The sequence below is a fragment of the Nostoc sp. CCY0012 genome (genome assembly GCF_963920855.1).
In the GTDB taxonomy this organism is placed as follows: Bacteria; Cyanobacteriota; Cyanobacteriia; order Cyanobacteriales; family Nostocaceae; genus Cyanocohniella.
The window spans coordinates 54,232-65,488 of record NZ_CAWUDM010000031.1 but is presented as its reverse complement, the minus strand read 5'-3'; the positions used below and the strand labels follow the sequence as shown (position 1 = coordinate 65,488).

Sequence of the window (11,257 nt, the reverse complement as noted above, 5' to 3'; positions counted from 1 at the left end):
GAGTGGGAGATGGGGGGAGTGGGAAATGGGGGGAGTGGGAGATGGGGAGATAAAGGTAGTTTTGTGTTCTTGTCCCCTTGTCTCCTTGTCTCCTTGTCCTCTTGTCCTCTTGTCCCCTTGTCCCCTTGTCCCCTTGTCCCTCGCCAAATGACCACTTAGAATCTTTCACCAATACCAAAATTGATGCGGCTATCACCATCGTCATTGATACCATAGTCAATGCGAATGGGGCCTAGTGGGGATTGCACACGTACACCTAGTCCATAGCCGTAGCCTGTACCATTTTTGTTCAATACTTCAGCTGGTCTAGTTGTGGTTCCCAAATCACTACCGACATCAAAGAACAATGCACCGCTGACTACGGAGAAAACTGGGAAGCGATACTCAACTGATGCTTGGACATAACTGCGTCCACTAGTTAGTGCGCCTTCTTCATAGCCCCGCACAGAGTTACTACCACCAATGGTAAAAGCTTCATAAGGAGGCAAATCACCCAGAACTGTGCCGCCTTGCAGGTTAAAAGCTAAAGTTTGTGCGCCTGGGGCGAAGTTAGTCAAGTTGACAGGTACGTATTGGCTATAGCTACCACGGAGTCGCGTGAGAAAAATACTACCTAATCCCACTGGTACAGATTGATCAACGCCAAAGCGCAGGAAGGAACCTGTTGTGGGTTGCAAGGGGTTATTGCGGAGGTCGCGTTGTGCGCCTAGTTGTACTAGCAACAAATCGTCTTCACCTTGGCCAGAGAAGCTGAGTGGAACGGGTTCGCCGACTGTTTGTCCATCACGAAGAACAATCCCTTCTGGTCTGACGTTGCCATCGGCATCACGAGTGGAAATGCGCTGATATTGCAACCCGGCTGAAGCCGTCCATTCTGATCTTTCGTAGGGATTGGGAGACAAAGGACGAGTAAAAGTGACACCACCGCCTAGACGGAGAACACGGGGGCGATCGCCTTCACCTCCACCATCTGTGTCTCCCACTTGAAATGTCCTAATATCACCATCTTGTCCATCAAAAATTAAGGAAATGGAACTGCGGCGAAACAAATTAGTTGTGTAAGAGGTGCGGTAGGGGTCACCTGCGATCCAAGGGTCGGTAAATCGGAGGTCAAACAGCAGTTCTCTTTGTCCTACTTGTACTTCTGCTCCCAGTCGTTGGTTCCTTCCTGCCAAGTTTTGCTGTTGATAACTGACAGTACCAAATAAGCCACTGGCAGAACTAATACCAGCCCCAGCAGCAATAGAACCTGTACTGCGTTCAGCTACATTCACCACTACATCTACCTGACTAGGGTCACTACCAGGGTCAAGGGAGACATTCACATCTTCAAATATCCCCAATCCAAATACCCGTTGTAGGTCTGTTTGCACTACATCGCGGTTAAATACTTGTCCTGGCTGTAACTGCAATTCTCGGGTAATGATATATTCCTGTGTCCGACCCCGAATTGGTTCTCCTGTTTCGTCTGTTTCTTGACCTTCTCTGTCACGAAACCGCACTCTCACATTCTCTACTACGCCTTCAGCTACTTGCAGGGTAACAACGCCGGTTTCTGAAACTTGTGGTGAACCAATAACGTTTGCGAGGACGTAACCTTGATCTTGATATCGCTGGGTTAACTGTTTGATGCCTTCTTGCAATTCCCGCAGGTTGAGGATTCTGCCATATTGCGCCTGGAAAACTTCATCTACAGTGTTAGGAGCCAGTACAGATGCCACATCAGTGCCAGGATTTGCTTGTATTTCTACCCTTGTCAGCACTGGGTTGGGTTGGACGATAAAACTCACCCTTACACCCAGAGGTGTATCTTCAGGTACTGCCTGAACATTAGCAAAGAAGCCAGTGCCAAAGATGGCATTAATATCTTGTTGTAATTGGGTGCGGGTGGTGACGCGGCCTGGTTGGGTACGAATTACGTTGTAAACTTGAGTTTCCAATTCCGGTGTTAGTTGCCCTGTCTCTGGTCTGACTAATACTTCTGACACCAGCACCCGTGGTTCCGTATCATCTGAAGCGCCGTTGGGAGTATCTAACTGCTGACCTGGAGTTGTACCCGGTACCTGTTGCTGGGTTGAGGGGGGTGTAACACCGGGAACCGACTCTGGCTGTTGACCTGGAGTTGTGCTAGGTGTTGTAGCTGGTATCTGTTGCTGGGTTGGGGGAGGTGTAACATCGGGAACCGATTCTGGCTGTTGACCTGGAGTTGTGCCAGGTGTTGTAGCCGGTACCTGTTGCTGGGTTGGGAGGGGTGTAATACCGGGAACCGACTCTGGCTGTTGGGTAAAAAAGTTAGGGGTCGTTTTTGAGGTTGGGGCAATTACTGGTGTTGTCAAGGTGGGTAATATCACCTCTGATGGCTGCTTCTCGGCTGCATTAGCAGGGAAAGCCGCGACTTCAGAAGATACAGGTTGCTTGAGACTTTCACTTGTCAGTTCTGGACTTACATCTGGCACCACTGTTGGGGTTGTCACAGTAGGCAATATCACTTCTTGGGTCTTCTCGGCTGCATTAGCCGGAAAAACTGCAATTACAGAAGCCGGAGGTTCTTTAATGACTACAAAGTCTGTAGATGTAGAGTCAGATGCTACATTTTCACTGGTTAGTTCTTGATTGGCATCCTTTGCCGACTGCTGATTAATCGCGGGGGTGAAAATTTCGGCTGTCTGTTCTAAACTATGATTAGTTTGGGCATTTGCACTGAGCGTGCCGCCTAATGGCGCTGCAATTGCTACAGCTGCTACCCATACGGGAGATAAACGCATTCTATTTAAATTCCTCTTCACGTCCACACACCATTTCTAGGCAATTATGCTCTCATGCAAAAAGTCAAGGCAAAAATTGCGTTGTTTGCTGCTGCCTTTTTAAGTTATATGTCACCAGGCAAGAATTAAAAACTTGCCATATTTACGTAATGGTTTCCATAGATTTAATTTTTGCTGGCTACTGCTTGTAATACTCGTTGTAAAACCTCCTGGTAAGCATCTTCTACATTTCCCAAGTCCCGGCGGAAGCGGTCTTTATCCATTACCCGCAGGTTAGGATCTGCTTCGGCTGTGTTCCACAAACGGCAGGTGTCGGGGCTAATTTCATCGGCCAAGAGCAACTGCTGTTGTGAGTCCAAACCAAATTCTAGTTTGAAGTCTACTAGCGTGATGCCGCACTGCTGCCAAAAGTCTTGGAGAAACTGGTTGACTTGCAATGCTAGATTGGTAATTGTATCTACTTGTTCCGGTGTTGCCAGTTCTAATAACAATAGGCGATCGCGTGTTAATAGTGGATCTCCTAATTCGTCATTTTTATAATAGAACTCTACTAAAGGTTGTTTCAGCAGTGTACCCACCGGTAATTTTGTTTGCTGAGATAAACTACCGGCAGCAATGTTTCTCACCACTACTTCTAAGGGAAAAATCTTCACAGCCCTTACCCGCATTTGATGTGGTGCTGGAGAATCAATAAAATGAGTTTTTATCCCCCGTAGTTCTAATTGCTGAAACAATTGGCTAGAAATGCTACAATTAATTTTTCCTTTACCGATAATACTGCCACGCTTTTGGGCATTAAAAGCTGTGGCATCATCTTTAAAATCAGCTAGCAAGACTTCTGGATCATCCGTTGCATAAAGAATTTTCGCTTTGCCTTCGTAGAGCTTGGAATTAACAGACATGATAAGAGGTAACGTTGTGGGCGAGGGGGTAGCTTTTGCCCTTTCGAGCTTAACTATTTTATCTTTAGTTATTCCAGATTAGCCATTGCTCATGAATCGGCTATTAAAAATGGTGGCAAAAAAATTACTTAACATCTAACCTTCGATGGGTGACAGTCACCTTTAAAATATGGTATTTTTCATGTAGTTTTTAATACTTAGATATAAACGTTTCGCCTCAAAATAATCATAATATGGTAAACAAAGAAAGTATTATTACGTTATAATTAGTAAATTTTGATACATTTATTACAGCTAGCATTTCGTTTTTTATAAAATTTGTTGGCAATTGTAAAAAAACAGACTACCATTTGATGAAATAAATTGGCAAGAGCTATCTAGTATGGGTTAAATGTGCTTGAGCGTAGCATACTCAAGGTAGCAGGCATTTTAGATGGATGATTTTAGATTTTAGAGCAGCCATAGTGGCCTGACTTTCACTGACAAAACCAATCCAAAATCTCAAATTGGCACCTTTAACTAACTTTTGGATCACCCCTATCATTAAAGATTGTTAAGGTAACTACTCCTACATTTGCAGCCAATTTCGCAAATTTAACGTTAAGGGTGGTTAATAATTCAACTTCATATATTAAAACGGGAAGGATATTAAACAAATGGAGAAAAATTTAGTGAACAAAGATAATTTTTTATATCCGCGTGGACGTTACTATGGTCAAGTAAAGCCGGAAAATGTGGTTTTCAATGCAAATTTACAGGAATTTGCTCAACGAGTGAGTTACATCTGTAATTTAGAAACAGGTGGCAAGTTATCGCCGGATGACGCTTACGAACAAATTAAAGTTTTGTGGAAAAACTTGAAAAGAACTAAAAAACAACTACAAATTGGTGAAAATCCCTTTCAAAGTGACGGAGATGAGGCTCAAGACTGAAACAAACTATCTATTTTGCCATCAAATCCCAGACACCATCCCAAGACTCTAGAGGTGGTGTCTTTTGGTAGTTATAAGCACGTTCTAGGTGGACATTAACAGCTTGGTCTGTGGGTCGAATATATTGAGCAGCCGTAAAACAAGCGATCGCCTGGGAAAAATTCCGGTCTAAATAAGCACTACGCCCAACTTGGTAATGCCATAAAAATTCTTGGGTATTGGCATCTAAATCAGTAGTGCGATCGCCGATTAATTCATAGATGTTAACTGCTTGGTGTTTACCTTTGACGCGAATTTTATCTAACTGGCGCGCCCAGATGCGATCGCTGCATAATTGGTAAGTAAATTCACTCAAAATAATATCGCAGCCATATTCCTTGGTGACTCCTTCCAAACGTGAGCTTAAATTTACCCCGTCCCCAATTACGGTGTAATCCATGCGTTTATGGGAGCCAATATTCCCGGAAACTACTTCTCCTGAACTAATGCCAATACCTATACGGATTTGAGGCTGCGCTTGGATAATCCGCCGTTGATTAAATTCATCTAAACGTTGGCGCATATCCAATGCTGACTGCACCGCCCTCCAGGCATGATTTTCTGTCAAAGGTAGTGGCGCACCAAACACCGCCATTAAAGCATCTCCAATAAATTTATCTAGAGTGCCTTCGTAGTTAAATACTGCCTCTACCATTGTCTCAAAATACTGATTCAGCAGCGATACCACCTCAGATGCGCCCAGATTTTCTGTCAGTGTGGTGTAGCCCCGGATATCTGAAAATAAAATAGTGACTTCTTTGCGCTCACCCACCATTAAAGCATCTTCCCCTAATGCCATTACTTGCTCGGCAACATGAGGTGTGAGGTAGCGATACATGGTGCTTTTCATGCGCTTTTCTTGACTAATATCTTCTAAAACCACCAAACCACCCCGGACTCCGCCTTCTGGGTTCGTCAGCGGATTCACGGTCAAATTAATGCTCCGTTCTAAGATTTCCACCTGGCTAGAGGTTAGACAATTAGGCTGGGGCGTTAGGGGTTGATTCCAGGGAATGAACACATCAGGGTTAGTGCGATCGCGTACTGCTAAAATTAATTGTTGATTACTCACTCCTGAGTCTTGAGAAGAATTAAGTAATGGGTACAAACCCACGATCAAATTTTGTTCTGGGACATAATGTTTAGCAGCGGTTTTTAAACTGTCTTCTAAACGTATTTGTAAATTTTCAATCGGTACAACTTCCCAAACCAAGCGACCGATTAAATTGTGTTCCCACAAAAGCTGATTATTTTTGGTGTTAGCCTTATTTAAGGGACAACCTAGCAACACTAAAGCCGCATCATTAATTGTCACAATTTGACCAGCCATATCTGTAGAAATTACAGCATCAGAGAGACTTTGCAAAATGTCTTTTTGATATTGCTTTTCTAATAATACATTTTCAAATAATCGCGCATTTTCTAAAGCAATTCCGGCTTGAATATTAAAAGCCCGCATAAACTCTTCATCAGAGGCAGTAAAACTACCTTTTTGCTTATTAATTAATTGTGTAACACCAATTAATTCATTGGCAGAATTAAATACTGGTAAACATAAAATATTGTGAGTTACATACCCTGTTTTTCTATCTATACTGGGGTCAAAACGAGGATCTTTATAAGCATCAGGAATATTCAGTGCTTCACCTGTAGAAGCGACAAAACCAGCAATACCACGATTAGCTGGGATCTGAATTTCTATGAAGTTTGTCCCATCTGCTGCTGCTGCTACTTTTGTCCAGAGTTGGCCCATTTCTTTACGGTACAAAAATAACGTGCTACGGTCAGCTTGCATTAAAATCCGGGCTTGTTCCATCACCATCTGCAAAGTTGCTTCTAAATCTAAACTTTGCCCTAGTGTTTGCGTTGCCCGTAAAAGAGCCGTTGCACCGCGTTGATTACGAGCTGCTACATAAAAAGACTGACAACTTTCTAGAATAATCCCAATAGAAGCAGCAAAGTCTCGAAAACGCTCCTCATCTTCGTGATTAAACGGAATATCACCAGTTTTATTCGCTAGTTGTACTACTGCAACAGTTTGATTTTTGCTACTAACCACAGGCATACATAACATATTTCGGATTTGGTAGCCCATTTGTTTTTCTAATTCTGGGCTAAACAAAGGGTGAGTAACAGTGTCAGATATATTTAAATATTCACCTGTGCTGACTACATGACCTGGAATGCCGACATTAATGGGAATACGAACTTCTAAAAATTTTTGCGTATTATTTTGAGGAACTTTTGACCACAATTGACCTTTATCATAGTCAACTAAAAAAATAGCTGAATTTTCCGCTTGGAGAATTTGACCAATTTTAACTGTGATGGCTTCTAGCACCTTTTCTAACATAGTTTCTAGAGCTTCGTTATTGATTAACTCAATTGCTCGCAGAAACTGTTGAAATTCAGCGGTGATGAAGTCAAGTAAACAAATAAATTCGTTAACTGGGAGGTCTTTTACACGACCTAATAAAGAATGAATACGATTAACTTGAGTTAATTCAGTTAATGTAGCCAAGACGCTACCAGGATTGGAAGGAGTCATGGGGATGATAAATTTAAAATTTTATTTTCATCTTGATATGTAGCAATCATAATTCATATGAGAAACCCGATTTCTTCAAGAAACCGGGTTATAGTCAACACAATATAACAGGACTTACGTAAAACTAACGTATTTCCGTCATTGCAACCGTAGGGAGGCAATCTCAAAGCCTTGGTTTTCGTGGCGAATGCGTAAGTCCTATATAATTACGACACCCATTTAAGCTACTTTTGTCAGTTGTTCTGAAAACACCACCTTTTGATAATAATCTTGCAGCTGGCATGTAGCCGCTGACCATCCCCAGCTTTCTGCTTCTTTGCGGGCGTTTTGACGGATATTTTCTCTTTCTTGTTGGTTTTCTAAGAGACGAACAGTAGCAGTAATGGCATCTTGAATATCTGCTGTAGGGTCAAAAAGATATCCATTGATGCCATCTGTGACAATATCAGGAATGCCTCCAGAACGGGCTGCTACTACTGGACAGCCTGCGGCCATTGCTTCTAGCAGCACCAAGCCTAATGTTTCTGTCCGAGAAGGAAAAATAAAGGCATCAGCACTAGCAAAGGCAGAACCTAATTCTTGCCCCATGAGATATCCGACAAAATGAGTGTGAGTCCCGGCAAAATGCTTTTCTAATTCCTGGCGATGAGGGCCATCACCTACTAATGCCAATCGTGCGTCGGGAATTGCCTCTAATATGGGTTTGATGCGCTCAATTTCTTTTTCGGCAGAAAGACGACCAACATAAAGCAGCAAGGGGCTTTCAGGATGATTTTGTGTGAGCCGCGATCGCATTTTTGGACTAGCTAAATCTGGGTGAAATAATTCTGTATCTACACCGCGTTGCCACACTTGTACCCGTTCAATACCATGTGTTGTCAATTCTTCCATCATGGCTGTGGAGGTACACAGATTCAATGATGCTTGATTATGGGCATTTTTAATTAATTCCCAAAGAAACCCTTCTAACATTCCCAAACCGTAATGCTGGAGATATTGGGGTAAATGTGTATGATAAGAGGCTACTAAAGGAATTTTCAGCATTTTGCTGTAAAAAATTCCTGCCAACCCTAAAACAGCCGGATTGACAACATGAATGATATCTGGCTGAAATTCTTCTAGGGCATAACCAATAGCTGGGCGGGGCAGTGCCATTTTTAACTCTGGATACAATGGCAGGGGAAAACCAGTAACGCCGTAAACTTTGGCTCCTTTGTGTTCAGTAATACCACCATCAGGGGCAATCACTAGTACTTGGTCACCATTGCGCTGTAGATGGTCAACAGTATGGCGTAGGCGCGTGACAATACCGTCAACCTTGGGTAGAAAGGTTTCACTGAATAGGGCAATTCTCATAAAAAACTATACAAGCAAATAATCCCAGCTTTGTTTGCATTGTGGTTTGAACCTCCCATGACTAGAAGTCACGAGTGTGCGGCTTGCGGAAATCAAACACAGAGTCATCCGTAATTCAAAAATTCTTCTTTTAACTATGTTTCCTAAGTTACATCTGTATCAACAATAATTAACTGGTTGTCATATTGTGCTAAGACATGACAACCAGCAGATATAAGGCGTTACCCTAATTTCTGTGCCAAGAGACTTTGGGTAGAATTTGCTTATGATCAACTCGTTGTTGATACTTGACGGCAAAGTTTAACAAAGAGTCAAGCAACGAATCAGAGAGATAGTGAGGCTCTAAACCTAGATCCAGCAGTTTGGTATTTTTAGCATTGAAGTAGTGTTCTTCTTTTTCAACTCTGGGGTTATCCAGGTGATTGATTTCCACATTCAATCCCAAGGCATTCCCGGCTTTTTTCACCATTAATGCCAAATCACCAACGCTGAATAGTTCAGTAAATTGGTTAAATACCCGGAATTCTCCAGGTTCGGCTGGGTTAGCGATCGCTAGTTCAATACATCGCACTGTATCCCGAATATCCAATAATCCGCGCGTTTGTCCACCTTTACCATAGACGGTTAGGGGGTGGGCGATCGCAGCTTGAATACAGAAGCGGTTAAGTGCTGTACCAAATACCCCATCGTAATCAAGGCGATTAATTAATAGTTCGTCCATGCCCGTTTCTTCGGTCAAGACACCATAAACTATCCCTTGATTGAGGTCGGTAGCGCGCAATCCCCAAATACGGCAAGCAAAGTTGATATTGTGGCTATCATGGACTTTGCTGAGATGGTACATTGAACCAGGCTGCTTGGGATACGGCAAAGTATCTTTGCGCCCATTGTGTTCAATTGTGATGTAACCTTCCTCAATATCGATGTTGGGTGTGCCGTATTCACCCATCGTTCCCAACTTCACCAAATGGCAATCTGGGAAATCTTCTCGCATCGCATACAGTAAGTTCAGCGTCCCTACTACGTTATTGACCTGGGTAAGAACAGCATGTTCACGGTCAATCATCGAAAAGGGCGCTGATCGCTGTTCACCAAAATGTACTAGGGCATTTGGTTCAAATTGGTGTAAAACTTTCTTGAGAAATTCGTAATTAGTGATATCGCCAATAAATAGGTCAATGGATTTACCTGTCAAATCTTGCCAGCGCTGGAGGCGTTGCTGAATTGGTGCGATGGGAGTGAGAGTATCGAGACCCAATTCATTATCCCAGTGCCGCCGCACCAAACTATCTAAAATTCCAACGTCATAACCTCGATTGGAAAGGTAAAGTGCAGTTGCCCAACCGCAATATCCATCGCCACCAATAACCAGGACTTTCATCTTCACCAGTTTTTACTCGCTGATAGCTAAATCTATCAGGTTTCTGTACCCTGTTCATCATCATTCTGGAGAAGATATCGAATTTTTGAGTTTAAAGATGCGATTAACCAAACAGATCACTCTCCAATCCGGTACTGCTGGGCAATGTAGTAGAACAAAGGATAGTAACTGGGAAATTCTTGGTTCTGGCTGCGTCCTTGCCAGTAATATTCGACTTCATCCTGAATTAAACTCAGTTTCATCAAGCTGATTCCTTGATCAATTTCCACCAGTAGCACTCCAGATATACCCTGGGCTGTTTGAAAGTTAGGAGTTATCGTGGTTTTGCTGTTTTTTTCGGTGGTTATGGATTCAGGTAGTAAATTAACTGCCCATGAGCGAATTTCTACGGCTTCGTTTTGCGGTGACACCAAGGCAATGCCATCATAATTTCCTGGTGCAGGCAAAGTATTCCAATTACTAGGGTATGGAAATTCAAAGCCATAACGGGAATTTTTATAAGTATTCCATGTCACAGGAGCATTCTGAAACTTTGTGGCAGTGCAACTCCACAAACTTAAGAGCAAGATAACTGCTCCGCCAATGTTGGCAATTTTAGTATAATTTTTTTGTTGATGCCTACATATTTTTACTGTAGTAGTAGACATAATGAGATTTTTGTTGAAGTCACTGATTTCTTATAAGTACTATATCAAATACATTTATATGGATAAAGTGGCGGGAGTTTACTATTGCTTAATTCAATGAGGTCAAACCAAAAACTGTTTCATAAGTAACTCAGTTAGGGAACCATGTCACTAAACAACTACCAACCGAATATAAACAAATGTAACAAAATTAGCGTCAAAACGTTTTAACGTCTTGACAACAGAGAAAGCAACCGATAACGTAATATACATACCCGGGTAAGGCCGTTAAAGAGTTATATGCAAGCTAAGCAAAAGGTTACTTTGTATTTGTCACCAGAAGTTCACAAAAGACTGAAGATTCGTTCAGCTGTTGATTCCGAACCGATGTCAGAACTTGCCGAACGTGCCCTAGTCTTCTACCTAGCTAACTCAGAATTAGTGGAGGAACTTGAAGCTTCTGTATATGGAAGAACTCACCGAGTTTATTCCTGTCCAAATTGCGAGAGTTCATTAGTCTTGCGGGATGGAGAATTGATTGCTATGGGTAATCAACCAGGAGTAACTACTCAAGAGCCTCTGTCCATTGACGAAATGGAAAAAGAAGAAACTCATCCTAAGGGTGAAGAGGAGTTAGTTCCTTGCTAGGTAAGAATTATGAATAAACAGTTCATAATTCGGTTGTCGCAACCAACAAACGATGTCTTT

The 11,257-nt window shown here is 42.5% G+C and carries 8 protein-coding genes; 2 read left to right on the top strand and 6 right to left on the bottom strand.

The features are described from left to right. Positions 1–155 precede the first annotated feature (155 nt). Both ACM0OS_RS11385 and purC read right to left on the bottom strand, forming a co-directional pair. Positions 156–2,765, bottom strand: a complete 2,610-nt coding sequence (locus ACM0OS_RS11385) for a BamA/TamA family outer membrane protein (RefSeq protein ID WP_414543292.1) — start codon at positions 2,763–2,765, stop codon at positions 156–158. 164 nt (positions 2,766–2,929) lie between these two features. After that, a complete protein-coding gene (gene purC, locus ACM0OS_RS11380) occupies positions 2,930–3,667 on the bottom strand; it encodes a phosphoribosylaminoimidazolesuccinocarboxamide synthase (RefSeq protein ID WP_414543291.1) in 738 nt (245 codons plus the stop codon). 656 nt (positions 3,668–4,323) lie between these two features. On the opposite strand from purC, the gene ACM0OS_RS11375 reads away from it, so the two are divergent. After that, the gene (locus tag ACM0OS_RS11375; protein WP_414543290.1) at positions 4,324–4,599 is read left to right on the top strand and encodes a hypothetical protein; all 276 of its coding nucleotides are present in this window, start codon (positions 4,324–4,326) and stop codon (positions 4,597–4,599) included. A 10-nt stretch (positions 4,600–4,609) separates the two neighbouring features. On the opposite strand, the gene ACM0OS_RS11370 is transcribed toward ACM0OS_RS11375, so the two are convergent. The 4 genes from ACM0OS_RS11370 to ACM0OS_RS11355 form a co-directional block, all read right to left on the bottom strand. Further along, positions 4,610–7,186, bottom strand: coding sequence for a GAF domain-containing protein (locus ACM0OS_RS11370; RefSeq protein WP_414543289.1), 2,577 nt, complete (start codon positions 7,184–7,186; stop codon positions 4,610–4,612). 219 nt (positions 7,187–7,405) lie between these two features. Then, complete coding sequence (locus tag ACM0OS_RS11365) at positions 7,406–8,542, bottom strand: glycosyltransferase family 4 protein (RefSeq protein ID WP_414543288.1); 1,137 nt, start codon at positions 8,540–8,542, stop codon at positions 7,406–7,408. 226 nt (positions 8,543–8,768) lie between these two features. Then, positions 8,769–9,923, bottom strand: a complete 1,155-nt coding sequence (locus ACM0OS_RS11360) for an NAD-dependent epimerase/dehydratase family protein (protein ID WP_414543287.1) — start codon at positions 9,921–9,923, stop codon at positions 8,769–8,771. A gap of 116 nt (positions 9,924–10,039) precedes the next feature. Continuing rightward, the gene (locus ACM0OS_RS11355; protein WP_414543286.1) at positions 10,040–10,570 is read right to left on the bottom strand and encodes a hypothetical protein; all 531 of its coding nucleotides are present in this window, start codon (positions 10,568–10,570) and stop codon (positions 10,040–10,042) included. Between the two features lie 279 nt (positions 10,571–10,849). Between ACM0OS_RS11355 and ACM0OS_RS11350 the strand changes: the two genes are divergently transcribed. Further along, entirely contained in the window at positions 10,850–11,197 is a 348-nt protein-coding gene (locus ACM0OS_RS11350) for a hypothetical protein (protein ID WP_414543285.1), read from the top strand. Positions 11,198–11,257: the final 60 nt, after the last annotated feature.